Annotated in this window: 31 protein-coding genes; 1 reads left to right on the top strand and 30 read right to left on the bottom strand. The window is 58.9% G+C overall.

The annotated features are described in order from the left end of the window. Positions 1 to 12: 12 nt before the first annotated feature. The 20 genes from ABTV29_RS13370 to ABTV29_RS13275 form a co-directional block, all read right to left on the bottom strand. Positions 13 to 138, bottom strand: a complete 126-nt coding sequence (locus tag ABTV29_RS13370) for a hypothetical protein (RefSeq protein ID WP_433770914.1) — start codon at positions 136 to 138, stop codon at positions 13 to 15. Continuing rightward, a complete protein-coding gene (locus ABTV29_RS13365; protein WP_433770912.1) occupies positions 125 to 427 on the bottom strand; it encodes a phage tail assembly protein in 303 nt (100 codons plus the stop codon). Before ABTV29_RS13365 ends, ABTV29_RS13370 begins: the two co-directional genes overlap by 14 nt. A gap of 12 nt (positions 428 to 439) precedes the next feature. Continuing rightward, entirely contained in the window at positions 440 to 949 is a 510-nt protein-coding gene (locus tag ABTV29_RS13360; RefSeq protein ID WP_433770910.1) for a phage major tail tube protein, read from the bottom strand. A gap of 12 nt (positions 950 to 961) precedes the next feature. Beyond that, positions 962 to 2,125 (bottom strand): phage tail sheath subtilisin-like domain-containing protein, encoded by a 1,164-nt coding sequence (locus ABTV29_RS13355; protein WP_433770908.1) that lies wholly within the window; start codon positions 2,123 to 2,125, stop codon positions 962 to 964. 102 nt (positions 2,126 to 2,227) lie between these two features. Continuing rightward, positions 2,228 to 2,656 (bottom strand): phage tail assembly chaperone, encoded by a 429-nt coding sequence (locus ABTV29_RS13350; protein WP_433770906.1) that lies wholly within the window; start codon positions 2,654 to 2,656, stop codon positions 2,228 to 2,230. 2 nt (positions 2,657 to 2,658) lie between these two features. After that, complete coding sequence (locus tag ABTV29_RS13345; RefSeq protein ID WP_433770904.1) at positions 2,659 to 5,022, bottom strand: phage tail protein; 2,364 nt, start codon at positions 5,020 to 5,022, stop codon at positions 2,659 to 2,661. Further along, positions 5,019 to 5,624, bottom strand: a complete 606-nt coding sequence (locus ABTV29_RS13340) for a phage tail protein I (RefSeq protein ID WP_433770902.1) — start codon at positions 5,622 to 5,624, stop codon at positions 5,019 to 5,021. Before ABTV29_RS13340 ends, ABTV29_RS13345 begins: the two co-directional genes overlap by 4 nt. 1 nt (position 5,625) lies before the next feature. After that, on the bottom strand, positions 5,626 to 6,507 hold the full coding sequence (locus tag ABTV29_RS13335) for a baseplate assembly protein (protein WP_433770900.1): 882 nt from the start codon (positions 6,505 to 6,507) through the stop codon (positions 5,626 to 5,628). After that, a complete protein-coding gene (locus ABTV29_RS13330; RefSeq protein WP_433770898.1) occupies positions 6,504 to 6,830 on the bottom strand; it encodes a GPW/gp25 family protein in 327 nt (108 codons plus the stop codon). The genes ABTV29_RS13335 and ABTV29_RS13330 overlap by 4 nt, the downstream gene beginning before the upstream one ends. Before the next feature lie 6 nt (positions 6,831 to 6,836). After that, the gene (locus ABTV29_RS13325) at positions 6,837 to 7,043 is read right to left on the bottom strand and encodes a hypothetical protein (RefSeq protein ID WP_433770895.1); all 207 of its coding nucleotides are present in this window, start codon (positions 7,041 to 7,043) and stop codon (positions 6,837 to 6,839) included. Between the two features lie 53 nt (positions 7,044 to 7,096). Further along, positions 7,097 to 7,657, bottom strand: coding sequence for a phage baseplate assembly protein V (locus ABTV29_RS13320; RefSeq protein WP_433770893.1), 561 nt, complete (start codon positions 7,655 to 7,657; stop codon positions 7,097 to 7,099). Then, entirely contained in the window at positions 7,654 to 8,184 is a 531-nt protein-coding gene (locus ABTV29_RS13315; protein WP_433770891.1) for a hypothetical protein, read from the bottom strand. The genes ABTV29_RS13320 and ABTV29_RS13315 overlap by 4 nt, the downstream gene beginning before the upstream one ends. Continuing rightward, a complete protein-coding gene (locus ABTV29_RS13310) occupies positions 8,174 to 8,839 on the bottom strand; it encodes a hypothetical protein (protein ID WP_433770889.1) in 666 nt (221 codons plus the stop codon). Before ABTV29_RS13310 ends, ABTV29_RS13315 begins: the two co-directional genes overlap by 11 nt. Further along, positions 8,836 to 9,150: a head-tail joining protein gene (locus tag ABTV29_RS13305; protein ID WP_433770888.1), complete on the bottom strand. Its 315-nt coding sequence runs from the start codon at positions 9,148 to 9,150 to the stop codon at positions 8,836 to 8,838. The genes ABTV29_RS13310 and ABTV29_RS13305 overlap by 4 nt, the downstream gene beginning before the upstream one ends. A 2-nt stretch (positions 9,151 to 9,152) precedes the next feature. Continuing rightward, positions 9,153 to 10,148 carry a major capsid protein gene (locus tag ABTV29_RS13300; protein ID WP_433770886.1) on the bottom strand — a complete coding sequence of 332 codons (996 nt, stop codon included), beginning with the start codon at positions 10,146 to 10,148 and terminating at the stop codon, positions 9,153 to 9,155. 61 nt (positions 10,149 to 10,209) lie between these two features. Beyond that, complete coding sequence (locus ABTV29_RS13295; protein ID WP_433770884.1) at positions 10,210 to 10,557, bottom strand: head decoration protein; 348 nt, start codon at positions 10,555 to 10,557, stop codon at positions 10,210 to 10,212. A gap of 2 nt (positions 10,558 to 10,559) precedes the next feature. Continuing rightward, positions 10,560 to 11,708, bottom strand: coding sequence for a head maturation protease, ClpP-related (locus tag ABTV29_RS13290; RefSeq protein WP_433770883.1), 1,149 nt, complete (start codon positions 11,706 to 11,708; stop codon positions 10,560 to 10,562). Then, positions 11,705 to 13,186, bottom strand: coding sequence for a phage portal protein (locus ABTV29_RS13285; RefSeq protein WP_433770881.1), 1,482 nt, complete (start codon positions 13,184 to 13,186; stop codon positions 11,705 to 11,707). Before ABTV29_RS13285 ends, ABTV29_RS13290 begins: the two co-directional genes overlap by 4 nt. After that, a complete protein-coding gene (locus tag ABTV29_RS13280; RefSeq protein WP_433770879.1) occupies positions 13,183 to 13,389 on the bottom strand; it encodes a phage head-tail joining protein in 207 nt (68 codons plus the stop codon). Before ABTV29_RS13280 ends, ABTV29_RS13285 begins: the two co-directional genes overlap by 4 nt. A 40-nt stretch (positions 13,390 to 13,429) precedes the next feature. Then, positions 13,430 to 13,672 carry a hypothetical protein gene (locus ABTV29_RS13275; RefSeq protein WP_433770877.1) on the bottom strand — a complete coding sequence of 81 codons (243 nt, stop codon included), beginning with the start codon at positions 13,670 to 13,672 and terminating at the stop codon, positions 13,430 to 13,432. On the opposite strand from ABTV29_RS13275, the gene ABTV29_RS13270 reads away from it, so the two are divergent. Beyond that, positions 13,671 to 14,114, top strand: coding sequence for a hypothetical protein (locus ABTV29_RS13270; protein ID WP_433770875.1), 444 nt, complete (start codon positions 13,671 to 13,673; stop codon positions 14,112 to 14,114). The genes ABTV29_RS13275 and ABTV29_RS13270 overlap by 2 nt on opposite strands. Position 14,115: 1 nt before the next feature. Here ABTV29_RS13270 and ABTV29_RS13265 read toward each other — a convergent pair whose 3' ends face one another. The 10 genes from ABTV29_RS13265 to ABTV29_RS13220 form a co-directional block, all read right to left on the bottom strand. After that, positions 14,116 to 16,152 carry a phage terminase large subunit family protein gene (locus tag ABTV29_RS13265; protein ID WP_433770873.1) on the bottom strand — a complete coding sequence of 679 codons (2,037 nt, stop codon included), beginning with the start codon at positions 16,150 to 16,152 and terminating at the stop codon, positions 14,116 to 14,118. Positions 16,153 to 16,156: 4 nt separating this feature from the next. After that, complete coding sequence (locus ABTV29_RS13260) at positions 16,157 to 16,738, bottom strand: terminase small subunit (RefSeq protein WP_433770871.1); 582 nt, start codon at positions 16,736 to 16,738, stop codon at positions 16,157 to 16,159. A 278-nt stretch (positions 16,739 to 17,016) separates the two neighbouring features. Further along, a complete protein-coding gene (locus tag ABTV29_RS13255) occupies positions 17,017 to 17,355 on the bottom strand; it encodes a phage holin family protein (RefSeq protein WP_433770869.1) in 339 nt (112 codons plus the stop codon). Positions 17,356 to 17,670: 315 nt separating this feature from the next. Next, entirely contained in the window at positions 17,671 to 18,720 is a 1,050-nt protein-coding gene (locus ABTV29_RS13250; protein WP_433770867.1) for a hypothetical protein, read from the bottom strand. Positions 18,721 to 18,934: 214 nt separating this feature from the next. Then, positions 18,935 to 19,402 carry a hypothetical protein gene (locus ABTV29_RS13245; RefSeq protein WP_433770866.1) on the bottom strand — a complete coding sequence of 156 codons (468 nt, stop codon included), beginning with the start codon at positions 19,400 to 19,402 and terminating at the stop codon, positions 18,935 to 18,937. After that, positions 19,399 to 19,779: a hypothetical protein gene (locus ABTV29_RS13240; protein ID WP_433770864.1), complete on the bottom strand. Its 381-nt coding sequence runs from the start codon at positions 19,777 to 19,779 to the stop codon at positions 19,399 to 19,401. Before ABTV29_RS13240 ends, ABTV29_RS13245 begins: the two co-directional genes overlap by 4 nt. A 248-nt stretch (positions 19,780 to 20,027) precedes the next feature. After that, positions 20,028 to 21,521, bottom strand: a complete 1,494-nt coding sequence (locus ABTV29_RS13235) for a primase-helicase family protein (RefSeq protein ID WP_433770862.1) — start codon at positions 21,519 to 21,521, stop codon at positions 20,028 to 20,030. Beyond that, positions 21,522 to 22,559 carry a PriCT-2 domain-containing protein gene (locus tag ABTV29_RS13230; protein WP_433770861.1) on the bottom strand — a complete coding sequence of 346 codons (1,038 nt, stop codon included), beginning with the start codon at positions 22,557 to 22,559 and terminating at the stop codon, positions 21,522 to 21,524. Next, positions 22,556 to 22,756 (bottom strand): TraR/DksA C4-type zinc finger protein, encoded by a 201-nt coding sequence (locus tag ABTV29_RS13225; RefSeq protein WP_433770859.1) that lies wholly within the window; start codon positions 22,754 to 22,756, stop codon positions 22,556 to 22,558. The genes ABTV29_RS13230 and ABTV29_RS13225 overlap by 4 nt, the downstream gene beginning before the upstream one ends. Further along, positions 22,749 to 23,237 carry a phage regulatory CII family protein gene (locus ABTV29_RS13220; RefSeq protein ID WP_433770857.1) on the bottom strand — a complete coding sequence of 163 codons (489 nt, stop codon included), beginning with the start codon at positions 23,235 to 23,237 and terminating at the stop codon, positions 22,749 to 22,751. The genes ABTV29_RS13225 and ABTV29_RS13220 overlap by 8 nt, the downstream gene beginning before the upstream one ends. Positions 23,238 to 23,292: the final 55 nt, after the last annotated feature.

Raw genomic sequence — 23,292 nt, 5'->3', positions numbered from 1 at the left:
ACCCCCCTAGCTTCAATCCGACAACCACCAAACCACGCGATCAAAACGCATGGTCTCGATTTCGGTGGCGGAAAAATTCAGTTCGGCGGCCAATCGCTTGGCCAGCCGCTTCTGCACCGTCGGGTCAAAGCTCGTCATCCTGCACCAGGCGAAAATAGCCGGCCTGCAGGCGGGTGTAATCCTTGAGCGCGAGGGTTTCCAGATCGTTGGGGCTGACCTCGGCCAGCGAGGCGAACAGGATCAGCTCGCGCTGCTCGTCATCACCATTGCTGGCCTGGGTGGCCGCCCGAATGTCGCGCACGGTCGGTGCGCGCAGGGTGAGCTTGTCGACCTGCACGCTATTGGCCTCGATCACCTTGCTCAGGGTCACGGTCACAGCATCGGCACGCAGGTCCAGCCAGGCCGGGATTTTGTTTGTATTGCTCATCGGAAAAACTCCTTACAGGCCCAGGGCCGAACGTTGCGCGGCGAGCTGGTCGACACCATTGATCACGCGTTTCATGCCGAGCGGGTCAATCTCGTAGATCAGGCGACCGTCGACTTCCAGCTTGTAGTAGGTGACGGCCACGTTGTGCTTGATCTCGGCCTTGTCACCCGCCTTCCAGTCGCCCATGTCGACCTCTTTGAGCGTGCCGCGCAGGGTGACGATCACCGGCGTGATCCTGCCTTTCAAGCCCTTGAAGGCACCACGGAACGTGCCGTTAAACGCAGTCCCATCGGCCAGGCCGAAGAACTTCAGCGACTCGCGGCGCACGCCAGTGGTGGTAAAACCGGCCTCCTGTTTTTCCATGCCCATGTCCAGCTCGACCGGTGCATCCATCCCGCCGCCGCGGTGCTCTTCGGTCTTCAGCGTGAGTTTCGGCAGGGTCAGGCTGGGCACATCGCCCTGAAAGCTGACGCCATCGGCGAACAGGTTCATGTTCGCCAGAGTTTCGGGAATCATTGCCATGGGTGCGGCTCCTTAAGCGGCAGTGTCGAGGACTTCGGTCAGCCACTGGTTGGTGACTTCGACGCGGAAGTTGGGGTTTTCGGCCGGCGGCACATCGGTAAAGCGGATGTTCCAGAACACCTTGCCTTGCTCCAGCTGGCTGGCGGTGTTCAGGTCCGGATCCGCGAACACTTCAAAGTTGATGATCGCGCCTTGGGCTTTCAGGTCGCGCATGAACGCCTGCAAGCCTTCGGTCACGTCCTTGACGTAAGTCGCGGTGATCGAGCGGTCGACCGCCCATTTGTGGCCGTACAGGATCGCGTCCATGACGATGTCCATGGTCCGCACACGGGTGACGAACGCCCATTTCGGGTCGCTGGCCAGGGTGCGGTTGCCCCACAGGCGATAACCGTCGTCACGGATGATCGTCGCGATATTGGCATTGTTGAGCAGGTTGGCCCGGCAGGTTTCGTCGCCGTCGAGGTATTCAATCGGGCGGCCGGTACCGGTGATGCCAACAAACTCCTTGTTCGATGGCGAGGCCCAGAAGCCGTACTCACTGTCAGTCCAGGCGAACAAACCGGCCACCCAGGCCGAGCCCGGTGCGTCGACGGTTGCATCGACGGTGGTGTCCCAATACTGCACGCCGGGATCGACCAGAAAGGCGCGCTTCGCCCCGAAGTTTTCGGCGTATTCGATAACCGCCTCGTCGGTGGTGTTCGGACCATCGAGGATGGCCAGGCCGCGCAGCTTGTCAGCCAGGGCCACCAGGGCGGTGCCCACTGCCTGGGTCGCGCTGTGTTTGGGAGTGATCAGCAACCGCGGCTGCGCGTTGAACCGGCTTTTACCATCGCGCAGCGCTTGCAGGCCGGTACGCTTACCGTCCGCCAGAACACCGCCGATGATCGCCGAGGTCTGTTCCGCGGGATCCGTCAGCTTGGCTACACCGCAAGCGACGATCACCGCCTTGGCTCGGGTGTAAATGGCCTGGCAGGCTTTGGTGATGGCCGCCTCCGGCCCCCACGCGGCAATCGCCTCGCGCTCATTGGTGATCAGCAACAAGTCATTGACTTTGGCACTGGCCGTGGGACCGGGGGTAAAGGTATCGACCAGACCGATGATCGAGGACGCCGGCAAGGCAATGGGCCGGGCTCCGGTGTCGACGTTGGTGACGGTCACGCCGTGAAAGAAACTCATAAGGCTCGATCTCCAGAAACGAAAAAGCCTCGCAGGTGCGAGGCTATGAGGGTGTTCGTGTTGCGTGTATCGGAAAAGAAAACGCCCCATCAGTACGGGGCGTTATGTGAGCTGATCAACCAGCCAATCCGGCGCCGGCGGGCGATGCTCCGCGAGAGGAAACTCACCAGACTCCGGCCAGTTGCGAAGGGCTCGCCGGAAAGCCTGAAGCGCTGCATATTGCTCAGCAGCCAGCGTTGTTTCGCCACCCTCCTCGAACTCATCACGGTGCCGGCTTACAACGCCATCCGTTGCAGCCAGCAAAGCGTCACGCCAGGCGCGCTCGATCTTGGCGGCCTCTTCAGGCGTCAAAGGCGGCGGATCAATCAGTACCGGGTAGCCATCATCACCATAAGTAATGACTTTACCCGCCGATTGCCCTAGTAACAGCTCAACGCGATAATCTGCAGAGATTTCAACGCAATCTTCTGGCATAGACTCATGAATGGCGTTGTCGTAGAAGCCAAGCTCAGTGGCACTAAAAAAGATCATGATCAATTCCCCCAAGCACGCCAGGTTACGGTTTGAGTTACCGCCGTGGTCGGGCCCGTGTTCGCGTTTACTAGGATGGTGCTGAGGCTACTACCGTTCTTCCGCGCACCAGCGGTGGCGAACTCGCCGGGGCCTGCCGCTCCGGCGATGGCCACAGATGCATTAGCTCCTAAAATCGCGTTAGGAAAAGCGATGGGCAAGGTAAGAGTCTGCTCGGAGTTATCAAGAACAGATACCGTTCCCCATTGCTCGATTAGGCCCGAAGGGTTCCGCTGATAACCGTTAGGGGCTAACACCGCCTCAAACACCGACGCCCCTACCAGCGACAGCGAACCGCCGGTACAATACCAGCCCGACCCGAGGGTCAAGGTGAACTCCGCCGTATCCGTCACCCCCAACGTCAGCGAGGCGCGGGCCACGCCGTTTTGCGTGATCACGCCACTGGGCGGCAGGATCGTCGCACCAACACTGTTGCCATAAAGCTTGATCTTGGACCCCGCGCGAAGCCCGGCCGTGGCCGGCAGGGTGAACGTTAGACCGGCAACAGTCGGCGCAATAAAGTTGCCCACATGCGCGGCTGTCAGGGCCGTGCTAATGCCCAATGGCACAAACGCCGAGTAGCTACCCAACGCCCGCTGCACAAACTCAGCCGTCGTCAGCAACTTGCTGTTGTCGAACTGATCCGGGGTGAAGCCAAACACCTTGCCGTATTGCAGTTGCGCAGAGCCATCAGCCCACCAGGCCGTCGCGCCGTTACCGACCAGCTCCAACGTGGCACCCGGTTGCAAAGCGATGCTCGCGAGCTGGTTGGTGGTACCGCCATTGATCGTGTCAGTCCCGGCACATACCACGTTAACCACACCGGTGCCGATGTTGCGAAAGCTGATCGCGCTACCCGACGGCACCGCGCTGGTCGCTGGCAGGTTCACGTTAAAGGCTCCGATCACCGTCACCACCGTGCCGACCGCCGCTGCCGTGAGCGTGGTGGCCGACGTCAAACTGGTGAACCCACGATAGTTACCGGCCGCACGCATGACGTATTCAGTCGTCGCCAGCGATTTCGTGTTATCGAACAGCGGCTGTGTGGTCCAGTCAGCCCCGGCCAGCGCCTTGGAATACCTCAGCGCTGAGCTGCCATGCAGCCGCCACACACCAGTCTCTTTGGTGAAAAAAGCCGTTTCACCATAACGCAGCGTGACAAAGCCATATTGCGCACCATCTGGGCTGATCTTATCGTTGCCGGCACCAAAAACCGTCTTGTCCACTCCGGAAGGGTTATGTAGAGCAATGGTTGCCCCCACCGGAACGTCCGCCAGTGCCGGCAACGTCACGGCCTGAGCTGCCCCATAGGCCACCGAAATAAACTGCCCAACGTCTGCAGGCGCCAAAGTGATTGCGCCGCTGACGTTGATCGAACGGCCGCCCGATAGGCTACCCAGCGCACGCTGCACAAACTCGGTGGTGGCCAGCGCTTTAGTGTTGTCGAATTGGGCGACTGTGTTCGACGTCGGGTTGATCAGTACCGGTGAATTGATTGGGGCAAAGCCCTGGGTCACATTCTGAAACGTCAGCGCCGTGGTGCCGAGGACAATCACCCCATCCGTGACCAACTGCCAACGGGTGTCGGCCAGGGTGGCGCCCTGCTCGACCGACACCAACAGCGCCGACGTAACTTCAGGACTGCTATCGGCATCGGCTGCACGGGCCCAGGTCCCAACTGCCGCGACATACACGCCGTTATCCTTGGCCACCGTTTGGTTCTTTACCAACACGCGATCACCGACAACCAGGGGAATGCCGTCGAGGGTCTGAAGGCCGGCCAGCACGATGTTGGCCGTGGTGGCCACCCGCACCGATTGTTTGCTGTCGAGCTTGTAGATTTCCTCCAGCACCTTGGAGTCGACGTAGGCCCGAGTGGCCAGCACCACGCTGGGGTCAATTTTCAATTCGACGTTACTGGCGTTGCTGACAATCAGGTTCATCCGTACCACTTGCGTGCGACCGGAACCCTGGGTCAGCAAAGGCTTGAACGATGGCGCGCAATTGGCCACAGCGACCAGATCGTTGTCGCTGTCGTACAGGCCGATTTCGCGAATCCACCAGCCGCCGACATCTTCAGGAATAACCTGCTCAGCGACGATGATCCCCGCGTTCACCGGATCGACCTTGAGTTGATTCAGCGGCGCACGGCGGCGCTCATTGATCAACGCTGTCTGTGCTGCAGAGGGCTGTGGCTCGGTGCCATTGGCATCACCGACGCCCATGTGGGTGATTTTCCACGGCGTGCCCAGCGCGTCGGCTTTCGCCTGCTTGGCGATACCGATGTTGGTCAGGATGGCTAAAAATTGAGAATTCTGGTCGATCATGAAAATACTTCCAGGGTGTCGATGGTATGGTCGCGACCGCCACGGCCGATAACGCCGCTGACTTCGATGTCACGTTGGGTAGGCGGATACACGTCGATCACGTCGCCCTCGTAGAGCGCGGCATGAAGCATTAGCGGGCCTCGACTTTCGAGGCTCACCGCCAAACCGATCAGGTGCCGGGACACGGGCTTGGCGTCATCGATCAGGCGCTCCAGCTCCTGATACATTTCCTCGGTGATACCGGTGTCGAGCACACCGACTTTCAGGGCAAAGGTGCCGGGCGTGCCCTCCGGCACCATCTGCCACCACTCAAGCACCTCGATGAGATATCCCAACGGCTCGACCACACGACGCAGCGCACCGATGGTGCCCTTGTGGGCATGTACAAAGAACGCCGAACGAATCACCGAACGCTTGACCGATTCCGACCAGGTGTCATCCCAGCGATCCACCGACCAGGCCCACGCCAGGTGATACAACAGATGTGCCGGACAGGTGTCCGGGTTGTACAGAGAGCGCAACGGCACATCGAGAATCTCGGCGTCAGCTGCTTCTATCGCCCGTTCGAGCTGAGTGCTGTTAAGCGGGAGTAGACTCTTCATGTCAGCTCCCTCGTCTCACGGTGATGCCTTCACACCAAGCCGCTTGAGACTTGCTTGGCCGAATGTCGACCCAGCCATTCAGATCAACGCGACTGACGCCCCCGATATGCAACTGAGCATCGACTGCGGACCGCGCCACCTCAACGCCCAAACGGCGCCGGGGATTCACCCAGGCTTGCAGGCGGCGTGTGCACTCAGCCAAAGTGGCTTCGGTTTCCGGGCCATTGCTCGCCATATGCACCACCGCATCGATGGTGAAAGGCAATATCTCCGCCCCTTGCACGGTCAGGCGATCACCCACTGGCCGAACATCGTCGTCGCTGAGCCAAAGCCGTACCGTTTCCAGTAATTCCGGGGAAGCCGTGCCGTTGCCTTCCAGCCCCAGCACTGTCACCACCGCCACTGCGGGCGCCGGGCTTTCGGCTGTGGCGTCGGCGACCAGGCCCGAGGCATTACGCGCATGCAGGATGTAGCTGTTGCGCGGTCCCGCGGTGGTCAGCCCCTCGTAGACCAGCTGAATACGTTCACGCAGGGCATCGTCTTCTTCGAGCACTGCCGGGACGGGCGGTACCACGGAGAGATCCTCGGCCTGAATCACAAGGCGCTTGAGCCGCACATTGCCGCCCAGTTGATCGAGATCGCTGCCCTTGGCGTAGGCCAGCAACAACGCCTTGGCGGCGTCGTTGACCCGCGCCCGATTCTGCAGGCGCCGATAGGCCCCGACCTGCAGCAGCTTGGTCACTGGATCGCTTTCCAGAAAGGCAGTCCAGTTGTCGCCCATGAACTGGCGAAAGGTCGCCAGCTCACCCTGATAGGTTTCCTCAAAGTCGAGGTCTTCCAGCACTTGCGGCGCGGGCAGCGCCGTCAGCTCGATGGTGCTCATGCAGTTACCTCAAATGTTGCACTGTCGCCTAGGTACTGGCCGCTCAGCTGCAGGGTGACCTGGCCTCCGACCACAGCGGTCACCCGCACCCGCTCCAGCTTCAGGCGCGGCTCCCAGCGCTGCAGCGCCCTGGCCACCTCGGCCTGTACCGCACTTTTCCAGCCTTCGTTCACCGGCAGGTCGACAAAGCGGCGCAACTGGCTGCCGTACTCCGGGCGCATGCGACGGCTGCCCAAGGGCGTGCTCAGGATGTCCTCGATGGACTGACGCAGGTGCGCCTGGCCGGCCAATGGCTGACCAGTGCGGCGATCCAGTCCGATCATGGCGGGTTACTCCAGCAAGGGCTTAAAGTCCGGATGGGCATCCAGGTACTGAAGGGCTTCGGCGTCATCGGCAGATACTGAGACCCGGCCGCCGGTGACCGGCAATTGGCGGTCCCGTGGCAGGATCAACACGCGGGAGGTGTACAGCTGGTCGCGGTAGGTCACCTGCCCCGCTGAATCAGGTACATCGAGGGGTTTCTTAGGATTGGCCATGGCGTGCTCCAGGCGTAAAAAAGCCCGCACAGGGCGGGCTGTCAGGGTTGAAGTTAATGCGTGTGATGGTTGCTGTTACCGCCGGAATCGATGATCGAGCCGTCACCGGTGATGTTCTGCGTGACATGCAATGGACCGTCGATGCTCACCGCACCTTTGAAGTTGATGGTCGCCGACTCACCCGAGATCGCGTTATCCGTCACCGAGAACGTCGAGCTGCCTACCTTCACCAGCACCTGCCCCGTCGGCAGCGTGATCATGTAGGTGTTGGCCTGCCAGTCGTAGACCAGCGAGCCGCCATCGTCGAAACGCCAGACCTCGACGTGATCACGGTTATCCGGTTGGGCGCCGGCATTGCCGTACAGCCCAGATACAAAGGTGCCCTGCGCTGGCTCCCCGCTCGGACTGATCAAGGCCCCTTGCTCGCCCAGACTCGGCGCCCGCCAATGCCGCGCTTTACCCGCGGCTTGGCTGTGCCAACGGACCCAGGTGCTGGTCCAATCGCTGCCGTCGGATACCCGCACCATGGCGGCCGCCAAATCAACCCCGACCACCCGACAGGGAATGATCAACCCGGCCAGCATGCGGTCATGCTGTGCAGTTGCCTGACTCATTCCATGGACTCCGGCGGCAGGTATTGGTCTTCGCTGCCTGGGCCTGTGTCGGGAGCAAAACCGAACACCAAGGTGCCGGGAGGTTGGTTGGGCCACGGCCACTCTTGCTCTCCGAGGTAGATCACCTGAGTCCACTCCACCACCCAGACCGCGTACCCATCCAGTTCAGGCCGAGTCCAGTCCTGAGCAGCACGGACGAACTGAGCCTGTTCGACAGCCAGCCCCCAGGTCTGCATGCGCAGCAATACCGTCAGTTGGGCTGCGGTGAACGCAGCGATGCGCAGGCTGTTTTCTTCTTCCCCGGCAACAATCACCCGAGCCTCGAAACGAGCCTCGACGCCCGTCTCCCCGGTACCCGGGTCGGGACCTGGCTCCCATTCAACCAACTCGATCACCACGGCAGGTAACGCCACACGGTCGAGCCGGTCCGGCATCGTGCCGACGAACGCAAGTGCCGGTATCGTCCGCGCGATAGACTGCTCAATGGCGGCATACACCTGATCGAGAGGAATTGGTTCATCGTCCATTGCCAATTTTCCCCAGTAGTTTCTGTAACTCAAAATTGAGCTCTTGCCGCATGATCTCCAGCAAGCGCTGGTGGGCTCGATTGGTCCAGGACTCAAAGTGCGGTTTGACGTCCTCCAACGAGATCATGGCCTTGGCCAGCGGGAAGCGACTGCCGTTTTCGGCGATCCAGCCCGAACTGGCCCCGCCGCCTCCAGACACATCACTGGTCGGGTAATCGCTCTCCTTGAAGTGCTTGCTGGCCGTCCGAATCCAGATGTCGGGCTGGCTGCCATAGACAGCCTTGTAGAACGCGCCCGCATATCGACGACCCGCAACCGAGACGCCTGCGCGAGTCTGCCTCGGACGACCGGCGCGGCTGGCCGAGATTGGGTCAAGACCGAACCACAGCCTGCCCTGCCCGTTACTCCCTACCGGATAGGCCCGCAGACGCTGTCGCACCGCGGCGACAGCAATACGCTCCTGCTGGGCCACTGACCGGGCAACGTGAGTGCGAAGCCAGCGCAACGTCTTGTTGATTGCACGGCGTTGCGCGGCGGCAATGGCCTTGGGGGTCAATGCCGCAAACTCTTCGAACTGGGCAACTTGCTGCGGGTTGGCCTGGAGTGTGATCAGACCCGTATTCGACGACTGTTTGTGATAACTGCCGACACTCATGGCGCTTTCCTCAATACCAGGGCAACCAACCCATCACCGCCCGGCTCGATGCTCGCAATGGTGTAATTGCCTCCGCCGTCCTCTTCCGGCAGATCGATAACCACCTTCTGGCGAGTCTCCACCCCCGCGTTATCGGCCACCCGGATGACCAGATGCGGCTCACGTAAAGCGGTGGTGATGCGCCCGAGCTTGGGCTGCAGCCAAGGCGCTGAGAACATTCCCAGCACCTCACGACCTTCGATCAAGGCAGGATCCCCCAGGACATCGAACACCGTGTCATCCACGTCGCTGATCAGATCCCGAAAGCTCATGATCAGCGCTTCAGATGGATGATTGCGCGCGGCCGGGTGACCAGGTGCAGTGGATTGGACTGGGCCTCGCCGGCAACGCCTTTCTTGAACGGCATCACCTCGACCTGGCTGTAGTAAGGAAGTCCTTCGGTATTGACCGTGTCCATGTAATCCGCTGGGGCGAACCGAGAGATGCACAGGCCGGGCACACCTTCCGGCACCAAACGCGCCTCGTCGTCCGGAACAAACGAGATGCCATTGACCTTACCGCGGTAACGCTCCCACGTGATACCGCCGAACTCGAACGCCTCGCGACCATCAGCTCGCAATGCCGAAGCGTACTGACTGGCTTCATAGGTCTCAGTCACACTTTTGTGACCGATCAGGGCGCGCCAGAAGTTCTTGCCACAGAAGGCTCGTGCGCCACTACTGGTCGTCGCACCCAGCGCGTCCTCCTGCGCATCCAGCGCATCGACACACTTCACTCGAACCTGGGTTGCAGCATTGGCCAGCTCCATCTGCACCACCACTGGCTCCAAGCCAAAGCGATCAAAGATGTTCAGCAACACGGTCGTACCGTCCGCGTCGAGCACATAACCACTCAGTGCTCCCATGCGGTGGAATTCGTGGGTCGCGTCGAGCTGGCGACGGGCCTTGGCCAGACGCTTGTTGACCACGTCCTGCACGGCCTGCAGCTCCGTCTGCGTACCAAAGGCGCGAATGCCCTGAATCTCGTCAGCACGGATGGTGAATGTTTCCGGCAGATGCACGGTATTGAACGGCAGCAGGATCCGCTTGCTGCCGGTGACGATATGGCCGGTGGTACCACGCTCGCCCGCTGGTACCAGCGCCAGGGTCTCACCGTCCTTTTCCACCTGGACGGTCACCGTGTTTACACCCTCTTCTTCGAACAGGCCGAGCTCGGCCAATCGGCCTGGCACGAACGGCTGTTCGTTGATCGCGGCAGTCAGTGCGGGCACGGTGAAAGCGTTGTCTTCAAAAATCTCGATGTCAGCCATGAAGGCCCTCCAGAAATGCAAAACCCCGCTCAAGGCGGGGTGTGATCAGGTTCTGCTCGCGTCAGCGAATAATGATGAAGTGGGTTGCGAGGGCCTTTTCGGCATCCAGGTCCAGGCCGGTGAGCAGCGATTCGGTCACCTCGGCCAGACGGACAACTGCACGCCCGCGCCGCTCTTCTTCAGACGCCGGCACCCCGGCAAACAGGATGCACTTGGCAGACTCGCTGCCGTCCTCGGCATCAGGCTTGTACGGCGCGAACAGCCCACTGGCCGTGATCTGTCCCAGGACCTGCCCCGCAGGAAGTGCCTCACCCGCGACCAGATCAATGGCTTCGCGGGAGATCTTGCCGGCACCCTCGGACAGGAGGAATTCACCGGCGTGCACCGGTTCAACGTAGGTTTTGCTCATGCTCAGGCTCCTTTGCCAGAGTGTTGTTGAGTCGCCTGTCGCCGAGCGGCGTAGGTACTGGTGGGGGTGGGGATCTTGGCCTGGACCTTCTCAGGTTCGTCCTCGGCAGGCGGCAGGCTGTTATCAATCTCGAAGCCCTTACCGGAACTGACGAGCTTCTCGAATAACCTGGCCCGCACGGCATCAGGCTCCAGGCCGGCGTTCACGAACTCGGTGGTCAACTCAGGCAACCGGGCTGCCACACACAGATCCCGTACGCCCTTTGCCCGCGTCAGCGCGGCCTGCACCGTGGCTTCGTCGGCTAGCTTGGTGGACGCGATCAGTGGCTCGATCAGGTTGCTGATGCCCGCTTTAGCGCAGGCCTGAGTAATCATGAGGGCCAGCGCCGCCGAGTCGCCGGCCGGCGGCACTGTCGATTCGGGCGGATTGGTGGGATCGTTTTCCGGCAGCTCGGCTTGGCTGGCCTGCAGCTGATCCAGCAGCGCCTTGGGGGTCTGCCGGTAACGTTTCATCGCTGCGCCCTGCGCCAGGCACGCCTTGACCTCGACGCCGTTGCCGACTTCATCGGCCAGCCCCAGAGTGAGGGCTTCTTGTGCCGTCAACCAGGTTTCGTCGTTGACCATGCGCCGCAGTTCGGCGTCATCGATGTCGGGCGCTTTGGCCTTGTAGGCCGCGATGATTGCCTCAAGCGCCTGATCGAGGGCATCCGCCACACGGCGCAAGTCCTCGGCATCACCGCTGGTCCACGTCCAGGGGTTGTGGATCATCAGCATGGCATTCGAGGCCATCACCAAGCGATGAGCCCCACAAGCCGCGACGCTCCCGGCACTGGCCGCGAGGGCATCGATTCGCGCCGTGCAACGCTCGCCCAAACGATTCAGAGCATTGTGGATGGCCAACCCCTCGAACAGGTCGCCGCCGATGGTGTTGAACCCCACCACCACCGGGGAGACACCATCGTCAATCGCTTTCAGATCCTGAATGAAATCGTTGGCGGTGATTCCCCAGGCACCGATTTCGCCGTAGACGTAAATTTCTATGGGCGCGTTCTCGGCCTGCGCCGCCGCGTTGATTTTGTACCAGTGCTGATCCTCGACCTTCTGCACGGTCGACGCCTTGTTGAAGATGCGAAATGGCATCAGAGGCTTCATGATTTCTCCTTCTCGTCGGGATCCTCATCGAGTGCCGACAAGGTGCTGTAGTTGAGGCCGAGTTCCCTCGCTCGGGCGAGATCGGCGGCGTTCTCTTCGTCCACGACCTCCGCGTCGGTACCAGAGCGCAGACACACCTCGCTGCGCGAAGCAAAGCCCGCGGCGATCTCCATCGTGCGCGACTGAACGTCTTGAACCGGATGGATGTAGGCCCATCCCTGTGGCACCCAGCGCGTGCGCAGGTATTCGCGGCGCCGTTGGGCGTAGTCCTGCAAGTCCAACGTTCCGGCCAGCACCGCCATGTCCATCCAGGCAGTGCGCACTGGCCGGCAAAGCTGATGGACGTAAACTTGAAACTGCAGTTGCTCCAGCCGACGGCGAAACTCGGTGAGCACCACGCGGATCGCACGGTCGTTCACGTCGCGCATGTCGCCGGTCATCAACTCGTAGGGCAGCCCCGCACCCGCGGCAGCGGCCATCAGTTGCTGCCGCATGAAGTCGGGGTAGTTGTTGCCGCCGTCCGGCGGGTCGGAAAACTCGACCTGCTCACCCGGCAACAGCTCCTGCATCGTTCCGGGCTCAAGCCCGACCATGGGGGTAAACCCATCGCTGTCGGTGGTAACCACCTGACCCGTAATCGGGTCGATCCGTGGAGGACCATCCGGCGCAGGCTTGCGGATGAAACCGGCGAACAGGTTTGCCACTTCCTGGCGGAACAATACGGCGTCGTCGTAGTTGTCCAGGCTGCGCAAGCGCTTGAGTACCGGGGCCAAGCGTGGAACCCCGCGCAACTGCCCGGGCTCCAAGGGCTCGAAGATGTGCAGCATTTGCTCGGCGGGGATCCTCACCAGCGGGTTATAACCCGCATTGAGCGAGGCCTTGTCGCTAGGATGGCTGCGGTAGCACCAGTAGGCCACGCGCTTGCCCATACCATTGAACTCGATCCCAGCGCGGATCACGTTACCGAAGCGGGTGACTTCGAACTTGTCGTGCGGCACGAACTCCGGTGCCAGACACTGAAGTTGCAGCGGCACCGCGTAGCCATCCTCCTGCCGTCGGGGACGCAAGCGGACAAAGCACTCGCCTGACTGCTCGACGGTGCGCGCCACCAGCGCCTGTAAGCCGTAGAAGTCGGTGAGCTGATCAGCATCCGCCTCATCCACCCAGTCTTCCCACAGTTCCTGCATCGCCTTGCGTATCGCCTTGTCGAGCAACCTCGGGTGCGGCGAGATGCCGGTGCCGATCAGGTTGCTGACCCGCTTATCGATAATGTTTGCCGCGTAGGGATCGTTTCGCACGGCACTACGCGAGCGTGAGCGCAAGTTGCGCAAGGCCGGCATGATCAGGCTATTGACGCCGGTGTCCGGTGCGTCCCAGCCCGATGAGCGCCGGCCCTCGGCGGCGCCTTCGTAACTGGCCTTGATTCGCTCGGGGACCAACACGCCAGAACGAGTGAGGGACAGATAGCGCCCACTCACAGTCCTTTACCCCGGTGGAAAATGCGAGTCACGCGAGAACGTGGACCGGCCGCCCTGGTCAGCTCAGTGCGGATCAGGTCGCGGGCCTGGATGAGCTCATCGACGGAGCGATATTCGACAGTGCGGTCCGAGTAGCGCACGACTTTCTCACCGCGCGCAATCGCCCGCTCGACCGCGTCGAGGTGTGCTTGTGTGTATGCCATACGAAGTCTCTTGCAGTACTGGACTGCGTACGATTCGAGTTCAGAGGAAGTTCTGAAGCCGGGAGTTGATCTCCTGACGGAATTGTCCCCCAGCTAAAACATGGGCCAAAGCGTCGGCCAGTTCGTCAGGAGGGATGCTCGGCAGCCGCAACGTCCAGTAAGTCCGTGCTCTTACCCAGTCCATCCTTCCGGTAAGCTGGTCCGCTATCACCCGCCGCAGCTCACCCTGGAGCTCGGCCGATGCTTTGACTTTTTCAATTTTCGACTCGGAGTTTTGTGACATGACTGTCTCCAATATTGAGATGTTCGACGACATCACTGGCAAAATTTTTGCCGCTCTGTATCAAAGCTTTCCAATGCCCTCTTACTTGTCCGTAGATGATTTCGTGGATTCGGCAACGAAGTTCAGCGAAAAGCATGGAATGGAAATTTCGACTCCAGAAGCGGCGTTCTTCATTGCCACTGCGGAATGGCTGATTGATGCGGGATACCTGACCGGGACCACATACCCGGATTTGTACGTTGAAAAAGCTGTCCTAACCGCCAAGGGTCTCGAAGTGCTCAAGGCGATCCCTGACAGTGTCAGCTCCAAGGCTTCCATCGGCGAGCAACTCGCGAACACAGCAAAGGAGGAAGGCCGTGAAGCGTTCAGGGGTCTAGTCGGTCAAGCCCTTAGTATTGGCGTAAGTTTCATAACTCCCGCGCTCCGCGGTCTGAGTTCCTGATTCAACGTCTCTTCAAGTAGCCGCTGCTGGAGCTGCGGCGTTGCATTGGTTGGGGTGCGGCGCGCGGAGCCGGTGTCGGTGCAGGAGGTCGCGGACTGATGAGCGCGGGCATCGATATCGGTGCGCGTTGCTCATCTTCGACATCGTCGTCGGGTTCGTTAGCAGCAGACCGAGCTGGCTCTGGCTCGCTCTGATCGAACAGGCTGGCCTGCGCGAGCGCCTGCCTCAACCTGTCCCAGTCCTGCTCGCCGTAGCGGTGCAAGCCAAGGAAGTACGCCATGGCCAGGTTGTACACCATGAGGTCGAGAGCCTCGTTGCGGTCAGCCTTGCCCTTGACCCACTCGATCCGCTTGTAGCCCTTCACATACCGGGCGACCTTGCGCTCGGCCACGCACTGCTGAAAGAACTCTTCCGGCAGATCCTTGGCGAAGTGCAGCGCACCGGGGCCAGTTTCGAAACTGTAGCGGTTGTAGATCCAGTCCTTGGCCGTGTCGGTACCGACCATCCACAGCTCGGCACCGTTACGCTCGGTCTGGCCCTTCCAGGTGACGTCCACCTGCGACGGTCGCTGCGCGATCACCGGTCGACCCGGCTTGCTCGCGCCCTTTAGCGCAAAGATGTTGCGCCAACGCCGAACGCGGGTGAATTGGTAGACCTCGTGGGTGTGGTGTCCGCCCGAGTCGATGCCGGTGGCGAGAATCGCCAGGCTCACACCACAGGGGTGCCGATACCGGGCCTTGAGTCGCTCGTCCAACACCGCCCAGGTACGCTCGTCCGCCGGATCACCCGGGATAACCTGGTGGTCGATCACCCAGCGTTCCATGCCCGCCCCCCAACCGATGACCATCAACTCCAGGCGGTTGGCCTGGACGTCGACGGACGCGGTCAGAGCGAGAACGCTCACGGTCAGCGTCCCGAGAACGTAGTCCTCTTGCAGCGCACGGGCCTGCAGCACTTCGTGTTTCGTCTGTTCGACGGCACTGTCCCAGACCTTGGCCAAGCGAGTGTTGTAGAACACCTGCATGGGCTCAAGGTCACCTCGGTCCTGCGCGCGCTTGGCCTTCTCGAACTGTTTGGCCAGAGCGGCCCAAGACACCCAACCGAGCGGTGCGTACAGACCGTTGAGGTGAAAACCCACGGTCTCGCCGTCACCCACGGCGTGTGCACGCCATTCGCCGTGGGCCAACATCGTGCCCTTGTGGTGCTCTTCGATTAGCACATCGCATTCAGGACCCGCGCACTGATAGTGCGTGGTGCTGAAGTCGGCGGAGTACAGCAGGCGTTCCCATTCCAGAACCTGCATGTGGCCACAGGTCGGACACGGCACATAGAAATGCCGCTGATCACTCTGCTGGAACAGATCGTCGATTCGCGAGGCGCCCTTGATGGTCGGCGAGCTGGAGAAATAGAACTTCGCGTTGCGCCCGAAGGTACTCCCCCGCGTCTCTGCCAGCTCAATCGGATCCCCTTCCTCGTCGACATCGACGACCCAACGGTCGACTTCGTCGCCATAGACAAACCGGGCGGACAACTCCGCCAAGTTGGAGGCCGAGCCAGCCGTGGTGGCGTAGAGCGTGCCACCCTCGAATTCCTTGGTGTCCATGGTGTTGCGTGAGTCCCTGGAGCGTGAAGTCGCGACACGCGCTTTCAGCTCAGGGGTCGCCGCGATGGTTTTGCCGATCCGGGATGACACACGCTTGGCCAGGCCCAGGCTGGGCAACAGGGTCAAGATGTTGGACGGTGACATGTGGATCAGCGCCCCGATCCAATTCAGGGCAATCTGCGTTTTCATCAGCTGCGAAGCCACCATGGTCACAACCCGCTTGCACGGGTGGGCCGGTGACAGGCAGCGCATGGGTTCACGGGCATACGGCGTACGCTCGGTGCGGTACTTGCCGGGTTCAGCTGCACCGGTATCACGCGGAATCCGCATGTACTCGTCAGCCCATTCATCGACCCACAACTCTGGGTCGGGCTGCAGCCCACGGTAATACGCTTCGCGGTACACCTTCGCACCGTCTGTGTATCCGGTGGGCATAGGCTTAGCTCTGGGTTATGGCTTGTTCAAGGTCGGCGCCGTTCATTCGTTCGACATCAGTGAATACGCGGCGGAAAGCACCAGAAAGGTATTTCTCGATCTCCCAGGTATCGCTCATGCCAGCAACCTCTGCAGCGAGTTGTGGGGCGAGGCCAAACACCTGGTCGCGGAGCATCCGGCCGGCGGTGAAGGCGGCGTTTTCCACGGCTTCGCGTTCAACCAGACTGCCCTGGACCTTGTGGAATTCGGCTTCAGCCAACTGGGCCAGGTAATACTCCCGATGCGCCCGCGCTGCTTGGAAGTCGCGGGGCTTGCCGGGGACAATCACCGTAGAAGGAACTGCAGCTGTATCGCTGGCTGACTGGAGTTGGCTGCGCACATCGCGCTCGACTCGATATTCTTCATGTCGGGCGGCAACCGCGGCCTTGCTGGGATCCGCCGATTCAGCCAGCAGCGCCTCGGTGGCCTCGACGTCGACCCTGCCGTCGACAGTGAGCACCAGGCGATCCTGCCGGACCAACTTGGATATGTAGGACTTCGACCAGCCGCGTCGGGCGGCGAACTCCGATTTGCTTAGGTAGGTCATATGGAATATCCAGTTTACCCAGTGAACTCAAGGAGTTAACCAGTTCACCGCAGTTCACTAAGCTGGTGAACCTGCCGCTAACAAAGTCCCGCGGGTTCCCGGTCCCGTACCCTCCGAATAACCCCAGGGTCCCCGTCGTTTATTGGCGGCCCCGACTTAAAAAGACGGACATGGCTGCGCGATTTGCAGCTGCAGAGATATTGCGAGTTCGGTGACCGGTATAGGGGGCGGCCTTCGGGGAGGACCCAGAAAAATTGGCCCCGCCATCGAACCGCCAGCTACGTGTTGTCGGGCGATGCCGACTCCGAAACCCCCAGGCGCTTGGCAACCCAGCGCTCGTACAAGCCAATCGCAACATCGGCGCCCGCCATCGCCGTCAGGCAACCCAATGCGCCCGCCGTCCAGATCGTCATGCCCGCGCCAATCATCAGCATCATTGCCGACACACCGCAGACGATGCAGGCACCGGACCGAAGCGCAAGTCGCCGAAGCAATGTCCAGCCTCGCGCCCCATCCTTATCGGCTCGCCACATTTCACCCGACACGCCGCCCACCAGAGAGAGGACTATCACTAACCAGATCGGCATCTCCGCCAGCGCTTGCTGCTCATTTGTCATGTTCTGTCCTTACCAAGCCGGAAATAGAAAACCCCGCCGAAGCGGGGTTAGGTAACCGGCTCAGGGGAGGCCGGGTGAAGCTGCACAGCACGTGCGAGGTGAGCGCCAAGGCGCAAATTTCATATCGTGACGCCTTTTTACCTCTCTTCGGAAAGATCGAAAAGAGGGCATTTTAGGTTGTTCAACTCAACGCAACTTTGAAGCGACTTTGACGCAGGTTTGAGGCAAACCGTGCCGACCAACGGTCGACCCTGCTCCGTTTATAGAATCATCGAACCCAAACATCCCCATAGAAAACCGATAAATCTAACATTATTATTTATTACTCCTCGCAAACAACTTCGGAATAGAATCAATAATATTCTTAGTCAACTCAGAATCTGACTTAGCCCTTTCAAGCTCTACAGTTGTCTGCCCCTTTTCGAGTACAAAATTCCTTTCGGTTTTTGACAGCGCTTCAATAGCAGACTTTAAACCGTCCTGGTTTTTTGTCATATAGGAAAATTCCACAGCCGTCAGCTTCGACTCAATATTTGTCAACTCATTCTGAAAGTACTTTATCTCAGAAAGACCAGCTTTATATAAGCGCAAAAAAAAGTACGCAAATATCTCAACGAAGACCACAAGGGATATGCGTGGAATAATTGGCAGCACAAGATTCTTAAAAAACTTCACATTAGAATCTTGCCCCTCGGATGCCAATTGCTTTAATAATTCAGAGGCATCTACCATTGCAACAGTAGACCATAGCAAATAAAGGCCGCCACCTGTGATGGCCATGCCAATTAACAAATTAATATTAGAGCGAAGTCTTAAGTCTGAAATTTCCCTCCGCAACCTATGAACAATATCATTCGAAGAAGATTTCAAACGATCAATGCTTATGCTTGCCGCTATCTCGTCCTTTAGATTTTTTGTCTTGCCTTCAAAAATTTCTTCTATCGTGTCTTGGCTAGCGCCCTCAATCACGCTATTTAATACAAAACTTCTTTCATCGGGGGTTAAGTTAGCCCCTACCTTAAGTGACTCGATAGTCTGATATAACTCATCGATCTGCATTTTAGATCGATATTTTTGACTCTCGAGCTCCGAGAGTAGCGTGCTCAAAAGCTCATCATTTTTACCCGACTCACCTCCGCCTCGACCTGACTGCAAGTATACAAAAGAAAAAGAAAGCACCGTTACTAACAAAGAAGCAATCGGTATCGCTGTGGCCGTCAAGTCAATATTATACATTTTCTCCATATACATATTAAACGGATCAGAGAAAAACGATATAAGCGAGATAACTCCTGAGAAGGCCCCCACAACAATCAAAAACCGCTTAAAACTAATAGTGGCCTGCATTATTTTATACTGACTCATCAATCACCCTTATTTTACTCACGGCTACCTGCATAAAAACGTCCCGCCCGGATCAAAGATACAGGATTTTCTGAAAAAAAATTAGCCCATGCAGTAAAATCAGTTTACATCACTCTATTTTTTACTTGCCCGTCAAGGCGCCCCACTATAAACCTCACTTTCCTCAAAGGTGTTCATGATAACTAGATGGACGACTTAGCAATGAGGCACACATTTACTCATTGTCGATCGTATGTGTTTTTTTCAGCGAACCACTGCGACAATTATGTCCTCGGGATTTCGCCGTCCGGACGGTCAAAATCAAAAGCACCTGCTTATGTAGACGATGAACCCAATTCCTGTACGTGCGATCGGCATCATCTCCAAGGCCCAGATATGGCAGCTGTGATCTGACCGACAACGCAGGCCGAGGCAAGTACCGGTTACGGGCCAAGATCACCAGTTGCGCGCCCTTCTCAGATTGACGCTCAAGTTCCGCCAGAGCCGCTGCAACCTCCATCGCAACATGATCCATCCCACCACCTGCCGCCATCATCAAATCACGAGACCCCGGTGTGCTACGTGGAGCAGAACCACCCCACTCAATGATCGTTGCCATCGGACTAGCCAGCCCACCGCCCTCACCTACCAGGTTGAACTGGTTGCCCCAGTGCTGCATCAATTCTTCAATCTCTTCGATCATCGCCGCTCCCCCAACTCCGCCTGGACTTCAGCCGACCGTTGCTGATGCCGCTCAACAAGCGGGTAGAGCTGATGAAGCACGCCCAGATAATCGGGAAGGCTGTCTTCCACCAGGATCAAATCAGCACTGTCATCGGACACGGATACCACGAACACCCAACTGATCGCCGGCAACCAAGCCTCAAGCTTTTGCTGTGGCGTCTTCAATGGCGGGCGACGATAAACATCGTAAGCAGCTACTTCGTCGTGCAGAAAAAAACGGAACTGACTCAACAGCTCACCGAAGGAGTTCCACTTCACAATCCGCGACTTCAGCAGCTCATCGATGCTCTCAGCCAGCTTTGAAAAAACACCCTGCTTGAATGTGTAAATCGCCATTTTTTTCGATTCCTTCGTTATTTTTTCTGTCGGATTTGTTGTCGGAATACTGTCGGAAGACTTTTGTTCATTAAAAACAGTTACTTAAGTGTCAATTCCGACAATCCGACAGGTATTTATAGAAATTCTCGCCCGTATACACGCGCACATGAGCAATCTTCAAAAGTCCGTCGGAATGTCGGAAAGCCCATGTTCATTGGTCGAAACAGCCGTTTTACTGCTGTCGGAAGTCTGTCGGATTGTCGGAATCAAAAGTCCCCCGGCATAGGCAATGAACGCTTATCAAAAGCCGTAGTGAACTTGCGACACTCAAGCCCAGCCTTACTCGCCCAGTCACGCCCCAGCGTCTGTTTCTCAGCCAGGAACGCCGGTGTCACGTAGATTCGCGTGGTCTTGAAGTCATCACTTTGAGTCGGGTAGCGAATATCTGGCCGAACCTGCTTGAGGTCGCGAACTACTTCCTGGGTGAAGTCTCGTTGTCGTCGCTTGAACTCGTTGGCCCCTTCACACCACCTACAGAAGGCTCGCCACAGATCCTCCTGCGTCACAGCGCCTGTAACAGGGAATTCAGTCTCACCGGCCAGCCACCGCCGCACGAAATACCGAGGAGCAGGCAAGCTACCGTCGATCAAACCCTGTTTCTCTTCGTTCAATGGCGGTTTGGTATGCGGCCCAAACCCCCGCAGATCGAGGCTCATCAAGTAGTGGTAGAACGCCTCAATGCCGCCGTTATCAATCTCCTCCATCAAATCTTCAAAGTACTTTGGGGGCGGCACACGATCGACGTAGAGCACCAGGTAGCGCCGATCCCCATCATCCAGTGCCAACGGCACCGTCGAGTTGGACAGAAATACAAAATTCAGGTGATTGTTTTCCTCCCGCACCGGCATGTTCTTTTCATTGATCTGCAACGTCTCACCGGTGACCAGGTGCTTGAGCACGCCCTTGTAGTGACGCATTTCCTCGCGGCTGACAACCTCCTCGGCCAGTGCGAACAGCTTGCGACTCTGCCAACCCGTGAACTGGCTTTCCAACTGGGCTTGACCAATTGTCGTACCGTACTCGCCGTAGATTCGCCGGACGACCTTTTCCCAGAGCAAGCTTTTGCCAGGGCCCTCAGCACCGAACATCACCACCGCCGTTGCCATCTTGGCACCGGGGTTCTGCAGCGGGTAAGCAATCCACCTCAGGGCAAACAGGTACTCGTCTTCGCGCTCATTGCACAGCAGCCCCAGGTGCTTCCGGATGCGCAAACAGCCAGCTGCGCCGCGAGCATCCTTCTCCATATGAAAGCCGTCGTAGAGATTCAACATCAGCGGACCGCAACGCTCTGTCGGATCAAACACCACATCCTGAGCCATCCGCCGATGTTCGCTTTCCTGCCACCACTTGTAGCGTGTACGCCCAACCGCCTCACGAATCGCTGACAGCTTGATCATCCGAGCCCGGGCGCAATCCCAAGCCACATCCATGCCGTAAATCACCACGAAGTCTTTTAGCAGCTCCTGCTCGGTGATCCTGAAGCCCCCGTCGGCCCCGGGTGTGTGAGCGAGATATTCTCCCTCTGGCAACTCGCACTCCGATGAAGGGGCGCGGGGAAGAAGGTCCAGCGGTGTGGCATACATATCGTCCGCGTCGTCAACGTGCATGCCCTCATCCAAAGCTTGCATGCCGCTCAACAACTGCTCGCGTACAACGTCCAGTCCCGAACGGCAGTGAAGATCATTCCAATCGATTGCCATCTATACCTGCTCCATGGAGTTCGGAAATACGGTGTAGCCGTCCACCGCTCGTGCGGCGGCTTCAGCTTTGGTTCTACCAGGGTTGCCCTGCGCTTCCGGGTCATCATCGCCTGCGACCATGAATCGAATGAGGGGATGTCGCTTTTTCAACGCACGCGCAACAGTGGGTAGATTCCCAGAGTCAACGGACATGGCTACGGGCCAACCCAACGCCATGTGTACGCTGGCGGCTGTGGCATACCCCTCCGCCACGGCCATATCGGGCGCGTCATTCGCATCTCCAAGAACATGAAAACAACCCGACTTGCGCCCGTACTTCGGAAACAGCTTGGTGCCCTGCCCGTTGATCGACTGAAGACTCCAGAGCTTGCCCGTCACATCTCGCAGCGGAATGGCAATGGTGCCGGGCTTGAACATCAAAAAGCTGAGGGACGCCGGACGTGGCTTGGGCAGATTACTGAAGAACTGCATCGCCTCGCTGCCCGACCACACCTGGCAGCGCTTGTTGTGGTCATCAATGGACAAAATCACCGTCGTACTGAAAAAACCGATACCAAAAGCACCGACCTGTTTGCGTTCCAGGTACGCGCTTCGTCCGGCAGGCTGGCAGTGATCGGTCCAGATCCGCAGGCAGCTGTCCGCGACCAACGCTCGCATCTCCTCGAGTAATGCTTCATCAGCCTCGACCTCAGCCTGTCGCTGTTTACGCCGGACCTCCGCCTCAGCCGCGAACCGCTTCTTCTCCTCGGCGGTCATCTCCGTTTTGTCCGGTCGCCAGCCAGCATCAAGGGCAAGCTTGATCACCGTCCCCATGCCGGTACCGCCTTTTTTGAACGACTTCCACACGGACAATGCTGCCTTACCGTCGTAGCTCTTGCTGCTCTGACTCCAGATATTCCAAGGCCCGTAACCATCCTGACCAAACTCAGCCTTCAGCCCCATGCCAACCTCGACCCAGGTGTCACGTTGATCCGGTGAGATGTACTGAAGAAGGTATGGCAGGTCGGAAAGCTGGAGCGGGATTTTGTCCTCACTCATCGCCGAGCCTCCCGCAACCCCTGACAGTCAACGCAGGTCTGACACCCTGCAATCGTCTGCTGTCGAAGCAACGGGATAGGATCGTCGCAATCCTCGCAAAACTCTGCGCTGACGCGGCTTGATGGCGCACGACGGCGCTGTAGCGCAACGTCGAGCAAGTACTGCGCCTGATCATTGGCGCGATCGATGTCATCCATTGACACGGTCCTCCATCGACTTGCGGGCACCCGCCATGATGCCGAGGACTTCGCGAATCACGTCCATGCCTTTCTTTTCAAGATCCAGGACTTCGTGAAGCTCCCAAACGTTATCGGCAGCCCCATCGTGCATCGACGCCACAAACTCACCGGTTTCGCCGAGCAACTTGCCCACAGCGATGAGCGCATCACGCGTAGCGGGCACCGGTACCGGGCGGTACCAGACCGCACCCGCCGGCCGCATCAACGCATCGAGCAAACGCGAATCGCCGGTCAGCCTGATCAGCTCTTCCAGCTCATCAGGATTCAGCCAGCGCCGCTCTTCATCGAGCTTGAGTTTCTTCTGGAGGGTGTCGTTGTCCAACACCATGTCAAAGGCAAGGGCGGTGATTCCGCCCTTGTAGTCACGACCAGCGCGATAGATCGCCTGGCGCAGTGGAAGGACCGGACCAGCGTCCGGCAACAGATCTGTTCGACTCATAACCGTAAATCCCCTGTTTACGGTGTAGCCATAAGATGAGGTAGTCCCTATCCTA

This window comes from Pseudomonas putida, from assembly GCF_050989985.1.
Lineage (GTDB): Bacteria > Pseudomonadota > Gammaproteobacteria > Pseudomonadales > Pseudomonadaceae > Aquipseudomonas > Aquipseudomonas putida_AI.
The sequence above is the reverse complement of the archived record's forward strand: the minus strand, read 5'-3'. Positions and strand labels throughout refer to the sequence as shown.